Below are 20,288 nucleotides of genomic sequence, written 5' to 3'. Positions count from 1 at the left end.
CTGTGTGGCTTTGCTCCACTCGGTGCGGCCTCCCTGTCGCGATGTCCGAGAGGGGGATCCGGCTCACGCCGCCTGGATGTGGTCGCTCTGGTGGGCCGGAACGACGCGCCCGTCGGGCAGCAGCTCTCCGGTGTCGTCGAAGACGATCACACCGTTGCAGAGCAGGCCCCATCCCTGCTCCGGGTGGTAGGCGACAAGGCAGGCGGCATCGTGGTCGACGGCGTCCGCGGACGGGCACGCGGGGATGTGCAGGCACATGGTGGTCACTTCGCTTCTGGCCGGTTGTTCCCTTTCCGCTCTCCGGCGCCGACGCGTCGGCCACCGCCCGGAGAGCCGCTGACGGTTCAACCCTGGCACCCGCCGGACCCGCCGTCTGCGCAGGCAGCATGCATTCCGGGCCCCTGCCAGCGGCCCCCGGGCATTCGGGTTAACTGCAATGCCCCGGCGGCGTTGAGCTGGGATCCTGGAGCCATGGCGACACGCTGCCTCATCATCGACGACAGCGATCACTTCCTGGTGGTCGCGCGCGAGTTGCTCCAACGGGAGGGATTCGCCGTCGTCGGCGTGGCCGCGACCGCCGCCGACGCCGTCCTGCGGGTCGACGAGGCCCGTCCCGATGTGGCGCTCGTGGACATCGACCTCGGCCAGGAAAGCGGCTTCGACGTCGCGAGGCGGCTCACCGAGTCCTCCCATCCGCCGCGGATCATCCTGATCTCCGCCTACGCCGAGAAGGACTTCATGGAGATGATCGCGGACAGCCCGGCCATCGGATTCCTGCCGAAGTCCGCCCTTTCCGGGACGGCGATCCGCGAGCTCCTGAGCCACCCGCCGGGGTCGTTGGACGGGTCGACCGGACAGGACCGCGACGGCGGGTCGCCGTGACCCGCCAGGCGTTCTAGCGCGCTTCGAGGAAGGCCAGGACGGCGAGCACACGCCGGTGGTCGTCCCCGGTCTCGGGTAGCCGCATCCTCGAGAAGATGCTGTGCACGTGCTTTTCGACGGTGCCCTCGGTGACCCAGAGCTGGCGGCCGATGCCCGCGTTGGAGCGTCCCTCCGCCATCAGGGCGAGCACCTCGCGCTCGCGCTGGGTGAGAAGGTCGAGCGGGTCGTCCCGGCGGCGCGCCACGAACAGCTCCTTGACGAGGCTCGGGTCCACGACCGAACCGCCGTGCACGATCCGCTCGATCGTCTCGACGAAGTCCGCCACGTCGGTCACCCGGCTCTTGAGCAGGTAACCGACCCGGTGCCCGGCGGCCAGCAGTTCCATCGCCTGCTCCACCTCGATGTGCGCGGAGAGCAGGAGGATCCCCATGTCGGGGAACTCCTCGCGGATCGTCCGGGCCGCGTCGAGCCCCTCGGTCGCGTAGCCGGGGGGCATCCGGATGTCGACGATGACCAGGTCCGGACGGCGATCACGGGCGAGCGTGAGGAGTTCCCGGGCGTCACCCGCCTGGCCCGCGATCTCGAAGCCCGATCGCTCCAGCAGGCTCGCTATCCCCTCCCGGAGCAGCACGTCGTCATCCGCCACCGCTATCCGCGTCGGCCCACCGTTCACGGCTCCGTCCCTTCGCCCTCCGGCCGGTCGCCTCTCCCGGCACACGTGAGGAGAACGGATGAAGGAGGGTACGGGGAATCGGCTTCTCGACGATTCTTCGTATACCTTTCCGCGGCCCCGCCAAATCCGCGCCAAGATACGACCAGGTAAACGTCCGCACGGGAAACGCGAGTACATTTGATTTCATGCGTGCGCGACTTTTGTCGCTTCTGGTGCATCCGACGCGCCCGCCCCTGCTACTCGGGATCATGGTCGCCGCCACCTGCGTGGCCGTGGAGATTCTCATCGCCCACGCGCTGGGACGGGTGACCCCCGGCGGTTCTCTCGGCATCGTTTACCTGCTGGGCGTTCTGGTGATTTCGACCCTGTGGGGCCTGCCGCTCGGAATACTCACCGTGTTCGCCAGCGGCCTCGCCTTCGAATATTTCGACTTTCCGCCTCCGAACAGTTTCGACCTTCCCGAGTCCTGGGCCCTGTCACCTTTTCCGATCTTCCTCGTCGTCGGGCTGCTGACCGCCTCGATCGCGGCGATGGCGCGATCACTCGCCGCCGAGGCCGACCGGCGCCGGCGCGAGGCCGACCTCGCCGCCGACCTGGCCCACCTCCTTCTGCGCTCGGAGAACTCGAGAGCCGTGCTCCCCGTGGCCTCCGAACGCCTCGCGCGGGCCCTGAGAGTGGACGGCGTGGCGATCGAAGGCGGGGCGGTCGAGGTCGGCGACGATCGCCACGCCCTGCCACTGGGCGGGAACGGCGAACCGCTCGCCACGGTCACGCTTCCCGCCGACGCTCCGGAGGCCGTACGGCGCCGCCTCTCCGAGCGGGTCATCCCCTCCTTGGAGGCCCTGCTCCAGACCGCGCGCGACCGCGAGACCATCGCGAGCGCGCTGCAGGCGAGCCGCGACGAGAACCGCAGGATCGCGGAGGAACAGGCGGCGCTGCGACGGGTCGCGACGCTCGTCGCGCGCGGCATCTCGCCGACCGAGCTGTTCAACAGGGTCGCCCAGGAGGTCTGCATGATCCTCGACGCGGACCGCGTGGCGATCGGCCGCTACGACTCCGGCCGCATGACGGTGGTGGGCTCATGGAGCCTCCGGTACGGCACGGCGTCCGGGCTGCCCATCGGCTCACAGTGGCCGCTGGAGGAACCGAGCGTCTCCGCCCGGGTGCGCCGCCTCTTGCGGCCGGCCCGCGTCTCGGACTACGGCACGGGCACGGGCACGATCTCGCAGTGGGCACGCGATCAGGGGGTGACCGTTTCCGTGGGCTGTCCCATCCTCGTCGAGTCCCGGCTCTGGGGTGTGGTGATCGCGTTCTCCGTCGATCAGGAGCCGACGCTCCGATGCGCCGAGGAACGCATGCGGGACTTCACCGACCTGGTCGCCACGGCGATCTCCAACGCCCAGGTGCGCGCGGACCTCGCGGCGTCCCGCGCTCGGGTCGTCGCGGCCTCTGACGAGAGCCGGCGTCGCATCGAGCGGAACCTGCACGACGGGGCCCAGCAACAACTGGTCTCGCTGGCACTGGAGCTGCGCACGGCGGAGGCCGGCATTCCGCCCGAGCAGTCAGAGGCCAGAGAGAGGCTGTCGCACGCGATCAACGGTCTCACGGGCGTCATGGAGGACCTGCAGGAGCTCTCCCGGGGCATCCACCCGGCCATCCTCACCAACGGCGGCGTCGGCCCCGCGCTGAGGATGCTCGCCCGCCGCTCGGCCATACCCGTCGAACTCGACATCCGGAGCGAGCTTCGCCTGCCGGAGCGCGTGGAGGTGGCCGTGTACTACGTGACCGCGGAGACGCTGACCAACGTGGTCAAGCACGCGCGCGCCTCCGTGGCCCGCGTCGCGTTCTGGACCGACGGCGGCGCCGCGCATCTGACGATCGAGGACGACGGTGTCGGCGGGGCCGACCTCGGCTCCGGCTCCGGCCTTCTCGGCATCAGCGACCGGGTGGAGGCGCTCGACGGGACGGTGACCGTCACCAGCCCCGCGGGCGCCGGTACCACGCTGTCGATCACGATCCCCCTCACCACCTGATCTCCCTCACCATCTGACGGCCGCGCGCCGCCGGACCCGATTACATCGTGCCGGGCGTTACCTGCCTTCGCCGGGAAACGGGAGGCGCAGGATGAAGCAGGCTCCCGCCGCCGAGTCCGCCACCTCCACGGTTCCGCTGTGTGCGTGCGCGACGGCGCGGACGATCGCGAGGCCCAGCCCGGAGCCTCCGTGATCGCGGCAGCGAGCCGTGTCCAGCCGGCTGAAACGCTCGAAGATCCGATCCCGGTCGGCCGATGCGATGCCTCGCCCGTCATCCGTCACGATCAGCTCTGCGTATCGCCCGTTCCTGCGCACTTCGACCCGCACCGTACGACTGGCGTGCCGCTGCGCGTTGTCCAGAAGGTTCCTGACGACGCGGCGGAACTCGTCGGCGACGACGTGGAACACCAACCCGGGCGAAAGCAGCAGCCGGACGGGGATGCCGTCCTCGCGCATGGACACCTCGTCCCGTACCAACTCGGCGAGATCGACCCTCGACCACTCCTCTGGCGGAGCCGTCCCCACCCTGGCCAGCACGAGCAGGTCGTGCACGATGGTCTGAAGCCGGTCGATGTCCCGCAGCGCGCGGCCGAGAACCTCGTCCAGATCGCCCTCACCCGGGTGCAGCCGAGCCTCCTCCAACTGCGCTCGTAGCCCCGCGATCGGGGTGAGCAACTCGTGCGAGGCGTCAGCCACGAACTGCCGCTGCTGGGAGAGCAAACGAATCATTCCTCTCGTGAGATTCTCCTGCGGGTCTGTCGGGTGAGTGCGACCCCACCTGCCCCGATCTGACGCTCGCCTGGGAAGTCGAAAGGCCGGGCCGTGAGTTCGGAGCGGCGGCGGAGCCGCGTCCCGCGTCGACGAGCGTCGACGACGGCCGAGTGATGTCGGCGGCGCCTGGCCGCGGGGCGTCGTTCACGGGCCTTTCCCGCGCGCTTCGACGGCCGGCGGTCAGTGAGATCTACCTTCGCCGTCCAGGATGGCGTACGACCGACCCGCCGTCTTCCCGGACAGCCCCCATCCCGGCCCCATGCCAGCCTCCGCCCGGCCTTACCGCTAGCTGGAGTGCACCGCCTCATGTCCCCGGCCTCGCAGCGCGGCGTGCCGTTCCGGGAGGGGGGCATGAGCACCGGCATGGGGGGCCCTGCGGGAGGAGATGCCGCGTCCGCCGGGCGGCGGTTCGCCGCCGCCCTCGAAGACCACGGGTTCGGGGATGACCGTCTACCTCGCTCCTCTTCCGACGCCGGAGAGCGCTTCGAGAGCCACCGGGCGCGGCCCGGTCACCCGGCCCAGCAGCTCCTCCAGCGAGGAGTTGACATTCTGGGGCCTTTCGAGCATCAGGTTGTGTCCGGTGCACGGGAGCACGACGAAGTCGGCCGCCGGCAACGTGCCCGCGATCGTCTCGCTGTGCTCGACCGGAGTGACGAGATCGTTCCTGCCGACCAGGATCAGCGTGGCCACGTCGCGCAGCGCGTCCAGCGCCGCCAGCCTGTCATGCGCCATCAAGGTCGCGTAGTAGTCGCCGATCACCTCGATGGGAGTGGAATCGATGATCCGGGCAGCGGCCTGCCGCACGGCCGACGGTACGTCCGACGCGAACGAGTACCGCCGCACGAGCAGGTGCACAAGCTCCGCGAAAGCGAGGTGCCCGTAACCCCTGCACCTTCCACCCAGCACCCTGAGAAGTCCGGGGACGAGCGGCTGCAGCAGCCTGGCACCGTACGCCGGCAGTCCGAGCGTGATGTGGCCCAGCCCACCCGCCGAGGTCGAGAGCAGCGCGACCCCCACGACCCTGTCGTGGAACAGATCCGGATGCGCCTCCGCCAGCGCCATGATCGCCATGCCGCCCATCGAGTGCCCGACCAGTACCACCGGGCCGGACGGGACGACCTCTTCCAGGACCCGGTACAGGTCCCGGCCGAGCTGCGTGATCGTGGCCGACCCCGGCGCGCCACGCCCCGACCGGCCGTGACCGCGCTGGTCGTACAGGACCAGCCGGGCCCGATCGGCGAACGCCGTCCGCTGGCCGTTCCAGCAGCCCAGGTGGAGCGCCAGGCCGTGGCAGAAGACCATGGTCAGCTCGGCGTCGCTGGAACCGCCCACCTCGACGTACAGCTCGAGGCCGTCGTCGGCCACGACGGCGCGTGCCGTTCCGGCGGGCGGCTCCGCGTCTTCAGGCTGGAACATCCGGGTCGAATCGCATGAAGCACCCGGCAGCGCATCCGGCAGCGCGTCCGGCAAGCCGTTCGACAAGGCGTTCGACAAGGCGTTCGACAAGGCGTTGGACAAGATGTCCGACTCCTCGTCCGACGCCTCGCCCGCGTCCGACTCCCCCTCGACGGGGTCCCGGCGCCTGAGGTCGATGCCACTGATCATGCGAGGGTCGAACTTTCGGATGACGGCGGAGCCGGACACGTCAGGCGACGGTCCGTACAGGCGATCGCTGAGCATTGCCGCGTCCCTCCGCTCGCCGATCACGTTCCTGGGCGATGCCACCGGCCCGTGTCTCAAGGCCGGTCCGGCGACCTGCTTTCGCTCTCCACGATCCCGTCGGCGACGCCTGCCGTCTGCACCGGCAGCCTCCATCTTCCGGGTATGCCTCCGGCACTCCCCGCCTTCCTGCTAGCTGCAATGAGCCGCCCTCTGACGCCCGCGGAGAACGGACCGAGACCGAGGATCCCGGCAAGATCACAGAAGCGTTGCATGTCAGAGACGGGGTCACGGGGATTCCGGAAGGTGCCGGAACATTGTCCCCCTGCCTTCTCACAGGAGTCGCCGATGTATCCGCCAGCAGCGCCTCGTCCGCCCCTGCGACCTGTCCGCGGCCTGGCGATGGCGGCCGTCGTCATGCTGGCCGTCGACTCCCTCATGAGCCTCATCGTGATCGTCGTCGACGCGCAGCACGCCGCCCTGATCGACCGGATCATCACCGACTACGACTCCGTCGATCCCGCCGAGGTCGAGTTCAGCGACTGGCTTTACCCCCTGTCCGGGGTGGTGGAGATCGTCGTCTACGTCGGCACCGTCGTCATGTTCCTGGTCTGGTTGTTCCGCGCGCGGACGAACGCCGAGCTGTTGAGCCCGTGGCCGCAGCGGCACACCAAGCCGTGGGTGGTCCTCGGCTGGTTCGTCCCCATCGTCTGCTGGTGGTTCCCCAAGCAGATCGTGGACGACATCTGGAACTCCTCCAAGCCCGACGCCCACGTGTCGCCGCTCGCGACCGCCCGCCGTTCCGGCCTGGTCGGGGCCTGGTGGCTGGCCTGGTTGATCAGTACCTGGGGTTCGAAACTGGTGAGCAGGAGACTGGCGTCGGCCGACGACCTGCCGTCCATGCGGGACGCGGCACGGTTCGACATCGTGACCAGCGGCATGTTCGTCGTCACAGCGGCCTTGGCCGCACTGGTCATCCTGACGATCAGCAGGCTCCAGGAGGACCGGCGGCAGGCCATGGCGGCGCCTCCGTCGATGGACGGGTCCGGGTTCGTCCACGGATGACCCGCCGGGGTCCCCGTAGTCCACGGTGTGCCCGGCCGGGCGGGTCAGGCGGGCGAGGGCGTGGCGCCGTGACGATCGGTGAAGTCGAGGATCCGCCGCCAGGCGTCCGCGCACGCCTCGCCCCACTGGGCGTACGCGCGGTCGAAGAAGGAGTGCGGAGCGCCCGGATAGGTGTGCGCCTCGTACGGCGCCTCGGCCGCGGCGAGTTCGGCCGTGAACCGTTCGAACTCCCGGGCCGGGGTCACCGCGTCGTCTCCCGCGATGAGCAGCAGCGACGGCCGCCGCATCTCGGGAACCACGTCACGGACCAGCGCCGGCCTGCCGTAGAAGCCGATCACACCGGCCAGATCCACTGGACCGGCGGACAGCCGCCACGACTGGCTGCCGCCGAAGCAGAAGCCCACGGTGAAGGCCGGACCGGACGCCCCGCGCTCGGCCAGGTGCGTCATCGCCACCGAGACGTCGGCGGCCACGTCGCGCGGGTCCACCTGGGCGACGTGCGGCTGGAACACGAAATCGGCACCGCGCTCGTCGTCCTCGGTGGTGCGGCCGAACCAGTCGATCGCCGCAGTCGCGAACCCGGCTTCGGCGAACCGTACGGCGAGGTCACGGTAGTAGGGGTGCAGCCCGCGCACGTCGGGCAGCACGATCATCCGGCCCCGTGGCGGCCCTGCGGGCAGGGCGATGTGCGCGGCGAGGCGGCTGCCGTCGGTGGACCTCAGAGTGACGGGCGCGTTCTCGGCGACCGGTCGAGGATCCGGCGGGGCCGGCGGGCGGCTGTCCGTGGAGTGGCACATGGTTCCCACTGTGCGACACCCGCCACGGCGGTTCTCCATCGCCCCCTCTCGTGACCTGATGGCCGGGGGCGCTCGGCGTCAGCGGGCGAGCAGGCCGCCGTACAGGATGCCGAGGAAGTGCTCGGCGAGTTCCGCGGGGTCGTACCCGCCTCCCGGCTGGTACCAGCGGACCGTGGCCCAGATGCTGTCGCGCATGGACCGGTACAGCAGGTCGACGTCGATGTCGGCCCGGAACGCGCCCGACTGCTGCCCGGCGGCGAGCACCCGCAGCCAGACCTCGTCGTTCTCGTGGCTGTACTTGTTGACGTACTCGAACGCGGCCTGGTGGCTGAGGGCGCCGGATTCCTTCTGGTACAGCGCCACGGCGTGCGGACTGTCATGGATGGTGACGAACGCGTGGAGCACGAGCTCGTCGAGCTTCTCCTTCGGCGTCACGCCCTCGCGCTTCTCGATCTCGGTGAACCTCACCAGGAGCTGGCCGAGGAAGTCCCGCAGGATCTCGTCGAGCATGGCCTCCTTGGAGCTGAAGTGGTGGTAGAGGCTCCCGGAGAGAATGCCGGCGTCCTCCGCGATGTCGCGCACGGTCGTGCGCGCGTATCCCTGGGTCGCGAAGAGACGCGCGGCTATTCCGAGCAGCTCGGCCCTGCGGTCGGAACCGCGGGTACCACCGGCGGCATTCCTTGCCGAGCCCGCACCCGATCGCGTAGCCGCCATTAGTGTCCGTCCTTCCGGCAGTGCCTTACCCAGCAAGCACTTGTTTGATCTTGTCTCTAATCTACTCCCTCGCCCGTGGTCCATCGAAGCCGACCTCGTCCCGGGAGTCCTGCTGGTCGAACCAGTCCCATTGCCAGGGCTGGATGGTGCGCAGCGGACCGGACAGCAGGACACGTTCCCCGCAGGCGAGATCGGGCGGCGGCTCGGCGGCCGTCCACCCGGGTTCACGCGCGGCGAGCTCGGCGGCGACGCCGAGGGGGTCGGCGTCCAGGTAGGCGAGGGTGACGCGGATCGTGGAGCCGGACAGCGGCTTCAGCGAGCCGTCGGCGCCTTCCACCGTCACCGCCTCGCTGCGGAACGACCAGACACCGGCCACCCCGGGCAGTTCGAGCATCCGCGGGATGCGGACGCGGTCGTACCAGTCGAACAGCGCCTCGGCCTCCGCTCCGCCCGCGTCCTCGACCTCGCTGACGAGCACCTGGATCCCGGTGTGCGGCCGGAAGGGAAGCGCGGCCGCCGAGATGCGCACCCTCGGATGCACGTACCCCCTGACCGGCTGGAAGATCCCCATCAGCGGGCGGGCGGTCCATCGGAGGTCGGGTCGCCGGCCCTGCTGGAGGGTCGTGTCACCCAGTTCCTTCCACTGCCGGATGCTCTGCTTGGCCGGCTCGGCGAACCAGTACATCGCCATGTAGTCGACGTCCCGCAGCCATCCGTCGCCCGTACCGGCCGTGCGGCAGTCCGGCGACCGCACCCAGCGGTCGCCGTGCACGACGCCGGGCAGGGCGAGGTTCTCCGGGCGGTGGTCGAGCTGGTGCCACTCGTTGTAGTCACGGTGCCGGGATGGGTCCGACAACCGGGGGAACGCGAAGAAGACGCGCGTGGCGGTCAGCGGCGTGGTCATTGGCTCGCCTCCTCCATCGGCCGCGTCGAGGGACCGAGGTCCCCCGCGACCATCCGCCGTCCGGTGGCATCGCGCGGCACCGGCACGGGGATGGCGGACAGCAGCCGCTGGGTGTACTCGTGGGTGGGGGAACGGAAGATCTGCGTGACATCGCCCTGCTCGACGATGCGCCCGGAGGCCATCACCAGCACGCGGTCGGCGATGACCTCCACCAGGGCCAGATCGTGGCTGACGAACAGATAGGACAACCCGAGTTCCTCCTGCAGGTCACGCAGGAGGTTGAGCACCTGGGCCCGGACGGAGACGTCGAGCGCGGCGACGGGTTCGTCGCACACGATGAGGCTCGGATTGAGCGTCAGCGCGCGGGCGATGGCGACCCGCTGCAACTGCCCTCCGGAGAGTTCGGAGGGGTATCTGGCGAGGTACCTGCTGCCGATGCCCACCCGGTCGAGCAGTTCGGCGCCGCGCCGCAGCCGGGCGGCGCGGTCGAGGTCGGTGTGTACGAGCAGCGGCTCGGCGACGGCCTCGGCGATGCTCATCCGGGGGTCCAGGGAGCTGTAGGGGTCCTGGAAGATCATCTGCATGCGGCGTCGCAGCCGGCGCATCTCGCGGGAGGAGGCCGCGCGCACGTCGATCCCGTCGAACGTGATCTTCCCGGTGTCCGGTTCGATCAGGCGCAGGACGATCCGGCCCAGGGTCGACTTGCCCGCCCCGGACTCCCCGACCACGGCCAGGCACTCCCCCTTCTCCAGGGTGAAGTCGATGTCCTGGACGGCGGGAGGCCGAGGGGGGCGCCGGCCGAGCAGGCCGCGGCCGGTCGTGAAGGTCTTGGACACTCCCGATACTTCGAGCAGGCTCACGCGACCGTCACTCCCTGCAGTTCGATCTCGCTCGTCCGGAGGCACCGGGCCTCGTTCGCCGGCCCTGCCGGGGTCAGGTCCGGGTGCCGGGAGTCGCACCGGCCGGGTTCACGATGCGGGCACCGATCGTGGAACCGGCACCCCGCGGGCCAGGAGCCGGGGGCGGGGATGCTGCCGGGGATGGACTCCAGCCGGCGGTCCGAGCGGAGGCCGGGCTTGGGGATCGCGGCCAGCAGGCCCGAGGTGTACGGGTGCCGTGGCCGCAGGAAGATGTCCGCCGCGGTGCCCTGCTCGGCGACTTCGCCGGCGTACATGACGATGACCTTCTGGCACAGCTCGGCGACCACCGCGAGGTCGTGGCTGACGAAGAGCAGCGACACCCCCGTCTGCTCCTGCAGCTCCCGCAGCAGCTGCAGGATCCGTTCCTGCACCGTGACGTCGAGCGCGGTGGTGGGCTCGTCGGCGATCAGCAGCCGGGGGTTGCACGCCATGACCATGGCGATCATCACGCGCTGGCACATGCCGCCGCTGAACGCGTGGGGGTAGTCGTCGACCCGTTCCGCCGCGCGCGGGATCTGGACGAGGTCGAGCATCTCGATCGCCCGCGCCCTGGCGGCCTTGCGGTTGAACCCGAGGTGCCGGCGGACCGACTCCGCGATCTGGTCGCCGACGGTGAAGGCGGGATTGAGGCTGCGGATCGGCTGCTGGAAGATCATCCCCATTCCGGGGCCGCGGAGGCCGCGCCACTCGCGTTCGGGGAGCGCCGTCAGCTCCCGTCCGTCGAAGTGCACCGACCCGCCCGCGACGCGCCCGCCCATGACACCGGTCAGTCCCATCACCGCGAGGGAGGTGACCGTCTTGCCCGAGCCCGACTCGCCGACCAGCGCGACGGATTCGCCCTGGCCCACGGTGAACGACACCTGTTGCACCACCGGTGTCCATCCGCCCGCCGGGTTCGGGAACTCCACCGTCAGGTCCCGTGTCTCGAGCAGCGGCGGGGCGTCCGTCTCCTGCTGTCGCTCCGTCACGTCACTCTCCCTTGCCACTTGCCGACCGGCTGCGCGTCATGCCCTTGCGCACGCCGTCTCCCAGGTAGGTGAAGGCCAGAACGGTGAGGAAGATCATCACACCGGGTGGCCACACGAGATACGGCGCCAGGCCCATGTTCGAGGACGCCGTGGACAGCATCGATCCCCAGCTCGACGCCGGCGCCCGGACGCCGAGGCCGAGGAAGCTCAGGCTCGCCTCCGCCGCGACCGCGGCACCCAGCGACACGGAGATCACCAGCACGATGGGCGGCATCACGTTGGGCAGGATGTGCCGCACCGCGGTCCGCAGGTTCCCGCAGCCGAGGGCGATGGACGCCTCGATGTACGTCTCGTGCCGCACGTCCATCGTGGTGGCGCGAGCCACCCGGAAGAACCGGGGGGCCATGATCACACCGATGGCCAGCATCGCGTTGGTGATGCCGGGGCCGAGCACCGCCACGATGGTGATGGCCAGCACGAGCGACGGCGCGCTCATCAGCGTGTCCATGATCCTGGTCAGCACCGTGTCCAGCCAGCCACCCCGGTATCCGGCGGCGACGCCGGGCGGGAGGCCGATCAGCAGCGCCACGGCCACCGCCTGCGCCGAGGCCTGGAGCGACACCCTGGCGCTGTAGATCAGGCGGCTCAGCACGTCCCTGCCGTAGTCGTCGGTGCCGAGCAGGTGGTCGGCGCTCGGCGGGCGCAGGCGCTGCAAGACGTTCTGGACGTTCGGGTCGTACGGCGCGATCAGCGGGGCCAGGACGGCGCCCAGGACGAGCAGGGCCAGGAACCCGCCCGCCACGATGGTGGACTTGCGGCGCAGGATGCCGCGCACGATGCCCGCCTGCGCGGGTTCCACGTACGGCTCGCCGGGCGCGTCGACGGGGTCGTCCAGCGGGGTGGTGACGTTCTTCATGCGCGCACCTTCGGATTGAAGTAGCCGTAGGAGATGTCGACCAGGAGGTTCACCACTACGACGACGCTGGTGGAGAAGAGGACGAAGCCGAGCAGGACCGGGATGTCCCTGCTGAGCACGCTGTCGACCGCCAGGCTTCCGAGACCGGGCATGTTGTAGATGATCTCGATGGTGACCGAGCCGGCGAGCACCTCGGCGACCCGGAAACCGAGCACCGTCACCACGGGGACGCAGGCGTTCTTCAGCGCGTGCTTGAACAGGACCGCGCTTCGGCTCAGCCCCTTCGCCTGCGCGTTGAGGATGTAGTCCGACTTCAGCTCCTGCCCGAGCGCCGACCGCAGCTGCAGCGTCACCTCGGCGGCGGGAAGCAGGCCGAGGGCGATGCCGGGCAGGACGAGGTGGGACATCCACGGCCACAGCCCCTCCGACAGCGGCACGAACCCGAAGGCGGGGAAGACCTGGAAGGTCACCGCGAACAGCGATGCCAGTACGAGTCCGAACCAGAACGCCGGGATGGCGATCGCGATCGAGGCCAGCCAGTTCACCAGGCGGTCGACGACACCGCCCGGCCGCAGCGACGCCAGGATCGCCATGAGGGTGCCCAGCACCACCGCCATCACCATCGCGAACAGCACCAGGGACATCGTGGTGCCCATCCGCCGGACGATCATGTCCATCACCGACTGGTCGGACATGAGCGACTGGCCGAGGTCTCCGTGCAGCACGGCGCCCACCCACCGCAGGTAGCGTTCCACGACCGGATCGGACAGGCCCAGCTCTCCCCTGATCGCCGCGATGCGGTCCGGGGTCGGATCCTCACCGGCCAGGACGACCGCCGGGTCACCGGGGGCGAGGTCGATGAGGAGGAAGACCAGGAGCGGCACCACGAGCAGCAGTGGGATCGCTGCGAGCAGTCGCTTGCCTGCGTGGCGCAGCATGCTGTGTCCCTTCGACGAGTGACGGAGCGGATTGCCGGGCGGGTTCGGGGAGGCTTCGGGAGGCTTCGGCGTGGGGCCGGCGCACGCCTCCGCCTGGACCGTCGGCCCGGCCACGGCGGCACGACGCTCGGCCGTGGAGAGGATTTCGGTCAGAACTTAAACAAGCAATAGCTTGGTCGAAAAACCATATAGGCGAGGCCATGGCTGGTCAATAGACCCTTTCGCCGGGAACCCCCGCGAAACGATCCCTCCACCCCCCACCGGTCGACACCGGCGGGCACGGTCCCGCCCCCGGCCGATGGCCGCCGTTCGTGCCGTCACACCGGAGAGCCGGAGCGCAGCCGGGGTAACACGTCACGGGCGAGCGAGGCGATGACGCGCTCGCGTTCGGCCACCGGGGCGGCGATCTGGACGAGGACGCGCTCAGCGCCGGCGTCGGCGAACTCCCGAAGCCTGCGCACCACGTCATCCGGAGTGCCGAGCACCAGATAACGATCAGCGAGCGGGGAGAAGTCCTGCGCGTAGGTGGCGTTGACCGCGGCGATCCCGGTCTCACGAGCCCACTCGCCGTCCGGATCGACGCACGTCCACGCGAAGACGGCGCCGGAGACCGCGTCGCGGGGCCGTCCGGCGGCGTCGGCCGCGTCCCGCACCCGCGCCAGGCTCTCCCGCAACATCCCCGGATCGACCATGTACGGCATCCACACGTCGGCGTACCGCCCGGCCCTGCGGATCGCCCCGGCCTTGCGGCCGCCCATCCAGATCGGCGGGCCTCCAGGCTGGACCGGCGGGGGCCGCAGCGCCACGTCGCGCAGCGCGAAGGATTCTCCCTCGATGCTGACCCGCTCGCCGCTGAACAGGGCCCGGATCACCCGCAGCCCCTCGTCCAGCCGGCGGAAGCGGGACGCCGGGTCCACCCCGACGGCGGCGAACTCCGCCGGGTACTCCCCGCCCGCGCCGACGCCGAGCTCGAACCGCCCGCCGGACACCCGGTCCAGCGTGGCGGCGAGCTTCGCCGCGAGCGCGGCGGGGTAGAGCGGGAGCAGCGTGATCGAGCTGACCAGGCGGATGCGGCTGGTGGCTCCCGCCGCCGCGGCCAGTTGCACGAAGGCGTTCGGCGTCGGCCCGTGGAAGAACAGATGCTCACCGCAGCCGAGGTAGTCGAAGCCGTACCGCTCCGCCGACCGTGCGTCCCGGACGACGTTGTCGGCGTCACCCGCGATCAGACCGACACGCATGTCACCGCTGTCCCCTCACGCGTTTCCTGGACGGCACCCGCGGCGCCGTCAGCGGGATCCGGCGGGCCGCAGGATCTCCTCCGTGTGTTCTCCCGGGTACGGCGGCGGCAGGGTGAGCCGCGCCGTACTGCGGGAGAACTTGGGCACCGGCGCGGGCTGGACCACACCGGCCAGCTCGACGAACGCCCCTCTGGCCACCATCTGGGGGTCGGTCGTGGCTTCGTCGAGGTCGCGGACCGGGGTCACGCAGGCGTCGAGCTCGCCGAACACCTTCTCCCAGTGGGCGCGGGGCCGGGATCTGAAGATCTCCGCCACGGTCCGCTTGAGCTCGGGCCATGCCGCACTGTCGTACTGCCGCGGCAGGTCGTCCGGAACCAGCCCCAGCGCTTCGAGGAAGGACCGGTAGAACTGCGGCTCGATCGCCCCGACCGCCATGTACTTGCCGTCCGAGGTCTCGTAGACGCCGTAGAAGTGGGAGCCGGAGTCGTAGGCGTTCGTGCCGCGGGCGAGGTTCCAGTCCCCCCTGGCCTTCATGCCCCGGATGGCGATGGTCAGCAGGCTCGCGCCTTCGAGCATCGAGCAGTCGATGATCTGGCCCCGCCCCGACTCGCCGCGCTCCACCAGGGCCGCGAGCACCCCGAATCCGAGGACCATGCCGCCGCCGGCGAAGTCGGCGAGATACATCAGGGGCGGGACCGGTCCGGTCTCGCTCGTGCCGATCGAGTCCAGCACGCCGGACAGGCTGATGAAGTTGATGTCGTGACCGGCGGCCGTGCTTATCGGGCCGTCCTGGCCCCAGCCCGTCATCCGGGCCACCACCAGCCGCGGAAACTCCTCCGTCAGCTTCGCCGGGTCGATTCCCATGCGCTCCAGCACGCCGGGGCGGTACGGGTCGAGCAGCACGTCGGCCTGCTCCAGCAGCCGGGACAGCTCGGATCTCCCGGACGCGGACTTCAGGTCCAGCCGGACAGACCTGCGTCCGCGGTTGATCGGGTTGAGGTGGTGCCGCGGCACCCGCTTCTCCGGCGCGGACGACGACGCGACGCGATCGACGCGGATCACGTCGGCGCCGAGGTCCGCCATCATCATCGCGGCGAACGGCACCGGTCCCAGCCCGGCGAGTTCGATGACCCTGATGCCCTGCAGGGGCCCGCCCGTCATTTCGCGGCCGCCTTCTCCGAACCCTGCCCCGGGTTCTTGTCGTAGGAACGGGGGTCGGTGCTCCACGTGCGCGCGGTGACCCCCTGTGCCCGGAGCTCACGCTTGAGGATCCGCCCCACGGCGTTCTTCGGCAGTTCATCGCGGAACTCGATGTGGGACGGGCGGGCGTACCGCGGCACGCGCGGCGCGATCCACCCGAACATCTCCTCCGGATCCGGTGCCGCGCCCGCGGCGGGCACGATCGTCACCTTCACCTCGTCCTCGTTGAGCGGCGAGGGCACCGCGTGGACCGCGACCTCGCGGACCAGCGGATGCGTGGCGATGATCGCCTCGATCTCATAGCTGGAGATGTTCTCGCCGCCCTTGCGGATGTAGTCCTTTCCGCGGTCGACGAAGAACAGGTAGCCGTCCTCGTCGAACCTGCCGAAGTCACCCGTGTGGAACCACAGGCCGCGGAACACCTCGAGCGTCTTCTCCGGCTGCCTCCAGTACCCGTTGAACATGATGCTGGGCCGGGTGGGGCGGCAGACGATCTCCCCCGCCGCGCCGGTCGGCAGCGGATTGTCCCGCTCGTCGACGATGCGGACCTCGAAGGAGTCGGTGACGGTTCCGGCCGAGCCTGCGCGGTACGCGTTCGGCGGGGTCGCCGTGATCAGGCACGCCTCGGTCATCCCGTACGCGCCCGAGCCGACCCGTTCGACTCCGTAACGTTCCCGCCAGGTCTGCGCCAGCTCGGCGGTGACCGGGGAGCCGGAGACGACGCGGAGCCGGCCGTAGGCGTCCCGGCTGGCCTGGCTCTCCTCCGCCCGCGCGATCATGGGCAGCATCGATCCCATGAGCGCCGCCATCGTGGCCTCGGACTCCCGGATGTCCTCCCAGAAGCGGGACACCGAGAACTGTTTCGCCACGCTGATCTCGGAACCGAGCTGCAGCGAGCCGGTGACGTGTCCGATGGCCGCGAGGTGGAACAGCGGCATCGGCGTCCAGAGGCGGTCGTCGGGCCGTCGCTCGAGGTTCTCCCACATCTGCCGCGCCATGTTGGCGATGTATCCGTGGCTGACCATGCAGGCCTTGGACGGTCCGGTCGTTCCGGCCGTGTAGACCAGGTGGCTGGTGCCGTAGGGGTCGATGTCGGCGTGCGCCGCCACCGGCGTACCGGCCGCGACCAGGTCGTCGAAACGCAACCGGGGTCCCTCACCCTGCCGCGCGTCGGATCCGCCGGTGGCGTCGGGGTCGTGCACGACGAAGGGGACGGTGAGACCCGCCAGGTGCAGGGACTCGGCCAGCAGCTCGGCGAACTCCTGTTCCGCCACGGCCAGGGCAGGTTCGCTGTCCGCCACCTGGTGGGTCAGGATCGCGCCCCTGTTGTTGGTGTTCAGCGGTACGAGGTAGGCACCGCAGAACGTGGCGGCCCACCAGGTGAGCAACGCGACCCGGCCGTTGCGAGCCATCAGCGCGATGCGATCGCCCGGCCGGACGAACTCACTCAGGGAGCCCGCGAGTGCGCGCGCCTGGCGATCGAGTTCCTCGATCGTGAAGGGCTCTCGATCGAGGAAGACACGCATCCCGGGGTCGGTCTGCAGTCGCTTCTCCAGTGCGACGGTGACCGGGTCGGCGTTCACGTTCTCGTACTGCGGGCTCAACTGGTCGTCCCTTCCCGAGCCGCCCCTACGGGGACAGGGCGCGGTTTGTACTCAATTGCGGTCCGTTCCCGAGTCGCCTCGGGCCACGGGTCGGTTCGTCTTGAGGTCGCCGATCAGGCCGACGGCGCGCGGGACCACCCGATCGCGCCGTCGGTCAGCGACGTCTCGTCACTTCGTCAGCGCCACGCCGCGGAGGTCCCAGAGGCCGAGGTTCGCCCACGGCACGTTGTCCGCGCCCACCACCTTGTCGTTGTAGATCGCGGCGTTGGTCATGTTGCACAGCGGGATGAACCAGACCTGCTCGAGAGCCTTCCCCCACACCTCGCGGTACTTGGGCGCCCGCTCCTGCTCGGTCAACCGCGGGTCCGCCGCCTCCGTGGTGGTCTTCTTGATCAGCCCGGGGTCGGTCGCCAGACCGTAGCCGCCCAGCAGGTAGTTGTCCACGGTGCCCGCCGGGTCGATCCGCGGGTTGAACGTGTTGGACACCTCGAGCTGGAAGTCCCCGGCGATGAAGCGGGGTTCGAGTTCCGAGTTCGGCACGGGGTTGAGCTCCGCCTCGATGCCCGCCTCCGTCATCGCGGCCAGGATGACATTGGCCGGCTGCTCGGTGTTGGTCCCCGCCGCGAAGGAGATCGAGACCTTGGCCCCGCCGACGCTCTGGACCAGCGCCTTGGCCTTGGCGGGGTCGTACGCGTAGGGGTAGGTGTATCCGGGGTCGGCCCAGGCGCTGTCCGCGGGGTACAGCGACCGGGTCGCCGTGCACTTCCCGGAGAACAGCGCGGTCACCTGGTTCGGGTCGATGGCGTGGGCGATCGCCTGGCGCACCTCGGGCTTGGCCAGGTCACCGTTGTTGGCGCGCAGCAGCACGCCCAGCACGTTGCGGAACGTCGTCGTGTTCTGCTGCAGGACTCCGGACTTCGCGAGCTGTTCCGCCTGGACCACATCGTTGGCCGAGCTCACGAAGGACAGGTCGGTCTGACCGGTCTGAACACCCTTCAACCGGGTCGCCGCGTCGGGAACCCGCAGCAGCTCGATCCCGCCGAGCCGACCGGCGGCCGGGTCCCAGTAACTGTCGGCCTTCTTCACCACCACCTTCTCGTTCGGCACGAACTCGGTGATGATGTACGGGCCGGAGCCCGCCGTACCGGGGTTGTTCTTCAGATCCGCGCCGGCCGCGATCGCCTTCGGCGACACCATCATCCCCGTGTGACCGGTGAAGACGGAGGGCAGCGCGACACCCGTCCCCTTCTTCAGCTTCAGGTGCACGGTCTGGGCGTCGACCACTTCGACGCCGGTGATGTCCTTGAGGTCGGCCTTGATGGTGCTGTCCGGCTGCGTCTGCCCACGCTCGATGTTGACCTTGACCGCTTCGGCGTCGAACGGCGTGCCGTCGTGGAAGGTCACGTCCTTCCTGAGCTTGAGCTCCAGGTAGGAGCCGTCCTTCGCGAAGGACCACTCGGTGGCCAGGCCGGGAATCACGGTGTCCTTGGCGTCCAGCATCAGCAGCCGGTCGTAGGTCAGCGCCAGATACGGATATCCACCCGGAACGTGCGTCACCGGGTCCAGGTTCTGGATCGGTGCGGACGAGGTGAACTTCAGCACCGCGCTGGGAGAGATGTCCCCGGCCGAGGCCGTACGCCCCGGAGCGGAGGCGGCTCCATCGGTGCCGGAACCACCGCAACCCGCGACGGCCGCCACAGCCGCGGTGGCCAGGGCCAGGCAACGCAGCCTCGTTCTGCCGATGACGCTCATACTCGTCCTTTCGCAAAAATGGTTCGGTTGGCCGGCCGTCGAGGAAGCGGTGCGCACCGGTAGAAGGGCAGGTGTCCCTCACAGGTGCCGATCGCGGGATGTGTCGGCGCAGCTCCGGTGTCGGGATGGCGCGGCGACTCCGGCCCACACGCGGACGGCACGCCCGTGCGTATGGCCTGTCGCGACGTCAGCCGCTCACTTTTCGATATGTCTGCGCGATGGGCGCTGTCCTGCGCCGGCCGCCACACGAATTCCTTCGGTTCGACCCGCCTGAGCCGCAACGGGGGGGAACAAGGTCCGGGGTCGCCGTACCGGATTCACCAACCTAACAAGCGCTCGGTTGATAAGCTAGCACCCGGCCTCACCATCAATCAATAGTGCCGTGATGATCCTGTCCGGCAGGCGCGAGCACAGCCGTTCACCTGCCGAAATGCCGCCCACGCGGCCCGCGGCGCGGGTCGCCGTACGGCCCCGTACACGCGGGGACCGCGGACGCACGCCGGGGCACGCGGAGGCCGGAGCGGCGCTTCCGCCCGGAGAACGGGCCGATCACGCGCCGTCCCGCCGAACCTCGATGAACAGGCCGCGGGCCTCCAGGGTGCGGCGCCCCTCGCACTCGATCCAGCCCTCGGCCACCGCCTTGCGCCCGGAGACCTCCACGATCCGCGAGCGCAACTCCAGCGGCCGGTCGAGCGGCGTCCCGTGCAGGAAGCGCAGTTCAAGACTGGCGGTGACCGACCGCTTGCCGCGCGCCTGCATCAGGACGCCGAGCATGCAGTCCATCAGACCGGCGCCGAAGCCGCCGTGGAGCAGGTCCGGCGGCCCCTCGTGCAGCGCGTTCGGCGTGAGCCGCGCCATGGCGCTGTCGCCGTCGAGATGGATTTCGAGGGGGATGCCGAGCGGATTGTGCGCGAACAGCGGCCACGAGCCGCCCCGCCCCGCGGCCAAGGCCGCGGCGGGTCCGCCGAACGGCGCGCGGACCACCCTGGTGCGGGTCCGCTTACCGAGCGTCCGGGCGACCTCGGTCAGGGCACGCTCGGCCGCCCGCATCTCATCGACGTCCAGGTCGGTGACGGCGGCGGCGAGCATCACCTCCCGGATGGCGGTGATCAGGTCGATCGACGCCCGTCGTCGCTCGGGCGTCACGTCGGCGAGCACGGTCCCGTGGTCCGGCTCGAACCGCTCAGTCATCCGGATTCCTTTCTCTCGTTGTGCTCCGCACCCGGACGCGAACACGCCGGAACGCACGGCCGG

General features: G+C 70.0%; 19 protein-coding genes. 3 read left to right on the top strand and 16 right to left on the bottom strand.

What is annotated here, in order from left to right:
• Nucleotides 1-63 precede the first annotated feature (63 nt).
• Nucleotides 64-258 carry a DUF5999 family protein gene (locus IMZ11_RS12085; RefSeq protein WP_228640778.1) on the bottom strand — a complete coding sequence of 65 codons (195 nt, stop codon included), beginning with the start codon at nt 256-258 and terminating at the stop codon, nt 64-66.
• A 213-nt stretch (nt 259-471) separates the two neighbouring features.
• On the opposite strand from IMZ11_RS12085, the gene IMZ11_RS12080 reads away from it, so the two are divergent.
• Complete coding sequence (locus IMZ11_RS12080; protein WP_228640747.1) at nt 472-882, top strand: response regulator; 411 nt, start codon at nt 472-474, stop codon at nt 880-882.
• 13 nt (nt 883-895) lie between these two features.
• On the opposite strand, the gene IMZ11_RS12075 is transcribed toward IMZ11_RS12080, so the two are convergent.
• A complete protein-coding gene (locus tag IMZ11_RS12075; RefSeq protein WP_228640745.1) occupies nt 896-1,555 on the bottom strand; it encodes a response regulator transcription factor in 660 nt (219 codons plus the stop codon).
• 185 nt (nt 1,556-1,740) lie between these two features.
• Between IMZ11_RS12075 and IMZ11_RS12070 the strand changes: the two genes are divergently transcribed.
• The gene (locus tag IMZ11_RS12070) at nt 1,741-3,588 is read left to right on the top strand and encodes a DUF4118 domain-containing protein (protein ID WP_228640743.1); all 1,848 of its coding nucleotides are present in this window, start codon (nt 1,741-1,743) and stop codon (nt 3,586-3,588) included.
• Between the two features lie 57 nt (nt 3,589-3,645).
• Here IMZ11_RS12070 and IMZ11_RS12065 read toward each other — a convergent pair whose 3' ends face one another.
• Both IMZ11_RS12065 and IMZ11_RS12060 read right to left on the bottom strand, forming a co-directional pair.
• The gene (locus IMZ11_RS12065; protein ID WP_228640740.1) at nt 3,646-4,317 is read right to left on the bottom strand and encodes a cell wall metabolism sensor histidine kinase WalK; all 672 of its coding nucleotides are present in this window, start codon (nt 4,315-4,317) and stop codon (nt 3,646-3,648) included.
• 492 nt (nt 4,318-4,809) lie between these two features.
• Entirely contained in the window at nt 4,810-6,039 is a 1,230-nt protein-coding gene (locus tag IMZ11_RS12060; RefSeq protein WP_228640738.1) for an alpha/beta fold hydrolase, read from the bottom strand.
• Nucleotides 6,040-6,366: 327 nt separating this feature from the next.
• Between IMZ11_RS12060 and IMZ11_RS12055 the strand changes: the two genes are divergently transcribed.
• Nucleotides 6,367-7,083: a DUF4328 domain-containing protein gene (locus tag IMZ11_RS12055; protein WP_228640736.1), complete on the top strand. Its 717-nt coding sequence runs from the start codon at nt 6,367-6,369 to the stop codon at nt 7,081-7,083.
• Between the two features lie 44 nt (nt 7,084-7,127).
• On the opposite strand, the gene IMZ11_RS12050 is transcribed toward IMZ11_RS12055, so the two are convergent.
• The 12 genes from IMZ11_RS12050 to IMZ11_RS11995 all read right to left on the bottom strand — a co-directional run bounded on the left by IMZ11_RS12050 (nt 7,128) and on the right by IMZ11_RS11995 (nt 20,225).
• Nucleotides 7,128-7,880 carry a dienelactone hydrolase family protein gene (locus tag IMZ11_RS12050; RefSeq protein WP_228640734.1) on the bottom strand — a complete coding sequence of 251 codons (753 nt, stop codon included), beginning with the start codon at nt 7,878-7,880 and terminating at the stop codon, nt 7,128-7,130.
• 78 nt (nt 7,881-7,958) lie between these two features.
• On the bottom strand, nt 7,959-8,594 hold the full coding sequence (locus IMZ11_RS12045; RefSeq protein ID WP_228640732.1) for a TetR/AcrR family transcriptional regulator: 636 nt from the start codon (nt 8,592-8,594) through the stop codon (nt 7,959-7,961).
• A gap of 61 nt (nt 8,595-8,655) precedes the next feature.
• Nucleotides 8,656-9,498: a hypothetical protein gene (locus tag IMZ11_RS12040; RefSeq protein WP_228640730.1), complete on the bottom strand. Its 843-nt coding sequence runs from the start codon at nt 9,496-9,498 to the stop codon at nt 8,656-8,658.
• Nucleotides 9,495-10,358 (bottom strand): ATP-binding cassette domain-containing protein, encoded by an 864-nt coding sequence (locus tag IMZ11_RS12035; protein ID WP_228640728.1) that lies wholly within the window; start codon nt 10,356-10,358, stop codon nt 9,495-9,497. Before IMZ11_RS12035 ends, IMZ11_RS12040 begins: the two co-directional genes overlap by 4 nt.
• Nucleotides 10,355-11,386 (bottom strand): ABC transporter ATP-binding protein, encoded by a 1,032-nt coding sequence (locus tag IMZ11_RS12030; RefSeq protein WP_228640726.1) that lies wholly within the window; start codon nt 11,384-11,386, stop codon nt 10,355-10,357. Before IMZ11_RS12030 ends, IMZ11_RS12035 begins: the two co-directional genes overlap by 4 nt.
• Nucleotide 11,387: 1 nt before the next feature.
• Nucleotides 11,388-12,302: an ABC transporter permease gene (locus tag IMZ11_RS12025; protein WP_228640724.1), complete on the bottom strand. Its 915-nt coding sequence runs from the start codon at nt 12,300-12,302 to the stop codon at nt 11,388-11,390.
• The gene (locus IMZ11_RS12020; RefSeq protein ID WP_228640722.1) at nt 12,299-13,240 is read right to left on the bottom strand and encodes an ABC transporter permease; all 942 of its coding nucleotides are present in this window, start codon (nt 13,238-13,240) and stop codon (nt 12,299-12,301) included. Before IMZ11_RS12020 ends, IMZ11_RS12025 begins: the two co-directional genes overlap by 4 nt.
• Nucleotides 13,241-13,557: 317 nt before the next feature.
• The gene (locus IMZ11_RS12015; RefSeq protein WP_228640720.1) at nt 13,558-14,478 is read right to left on the bottom strand and encodes an LLM class flavin-dependent oxidoreductase; all 921 of its coding nucleotides are present in this window, start codon (nt 14,476-14,478) and stop codon (nt 13,558-13,560) included.
• A 48-nt stretch (nt 14,479-14,526) separates the two neighbouring features.
• Nucleotides 14,527-15,639, bottom strand: a complete 1,113-nt coding sequence (locus IMZ11_RS12010) for a CaiB/BaiF CoA-transferase family protein (RefSeq protein WP_228640718.1) — start codon at nt 15,637-15,639, stop codon at nt 14,527-14,529.
• On the bottom strand, nt 15,636-17,282 hold the full coding sequence (locus IMZ11_RS12005) for an AMP-binding protein (RefSeq protein ID WP_228640716.1): 1,647 nt from the start codon (nt 17,280-17,282) through the stop codon (nt 15,636-15,638). The genes IMZ11_RS12010 and IMZ11_RS12005 overlap by 4 nt, the downstream gene beginning before the upstream one ends.
• 168 nt (nt 17,283-17,450) lie before the next feature.
• Nucleotides 17,451-19,034: an ABC transporter substrate-binding protein gene (locus tag IMZ11_RS12000; protein WP_228640714.1), complete on the bottom strand. Its 1,584-nt coding sequence runs from the start codon at nt 19,032-19,034 to the stop codon at nt 17,451-17,453.
• Nucleotides 19,035-19,583: 549 nt separating this feature from the next.
• Complete coding sequence (locus IMZ11_RS11995) at nt 19,584-20,225, bottom strand: PaaI family thioesterase (RefSeq protein WP_228640711.1); 642 nt, start codon at nt 20,223-20,225, stop codon at nt 19,584-19,586.
• Between the last annotated feature and the right edge of the window lie 63 nt (nt 20,226-20,288).

The sequence above is a fragment of the Microtetraspora sp. AC03309 genome, from assembly GCF_020826795.1.
GTDB lineage: Bacteria > Actinomycetota > Actinomycetes > Streptosporangiales > Streptosporangiaceae > Microtetraspora > Microtetraspora glauca.
This window is presented reverse-complemented; position numbering and strand designations above follow the sequence as displayed.